This window comes from Bacteroides sp. ET336, from assembly GCF_024733815.1.
Lineage (GTDB): Bacteria > Bacteroidota > Bacteroidia > Bacteroidales > Bacteroidaceae > Phocaeicola > Phocaeicola cellulolyticus.
In genome coordinates, this window is the sequence record NZ_JANRHK010000065.1 from 1 (window position 1) to 453 (window position 453).

The window sequence follows — 453 nt, forward strand, 5'->3', positions numbered from 1 at the left end:
CCCGCCGTTGGCATCCACGATCTTGTAGATGAGCCTGTCCTCTCCGTAGTAGTATTCGGTCCCGGCATCCTCGCCGTTGCGGATGCGGGTGCACCCCTTGGCGTAGCGGATGAAGTATTCCATCACGCCGCCGTCGCCCCACGTATGCACGCACCGGGCGTTTTCGCCCCTGCCTTCATATTCCCAATGGAAGGACATGCCTCCCTGGTTGGTGAGCTGCACGAGCAGGTGTCCGCCGGCATAGACGAAATGCTTGCTGACATCCAGCGCGTCGGTGGTCTCCACCATGTCGCCCCGTCCGTCGTACCGGTAGCGGACCAGTCTGACCTCCTCGTTGTCCTGCCGGACGGACACGCAGCATACACGGCCCAGCCCGTCGGTTTCCACTTTCAGGCGTTCGCCACGGGAGGATATGATGCCCGACAGGCGTCCGGCGGAAGCGTACTCGAAACA

At 62.5% G+C, this 453-nt stretch carries 1 pseudogene; it reads right to left on the reverse strand.

Annotation, left to right across the window (positions count from 1 at the left end):
* Positions 1-453 (reverse strand): annotated as a pseudogene (locus NW213_RS16845) (RHS repeat protein); the annotation flags it as partial.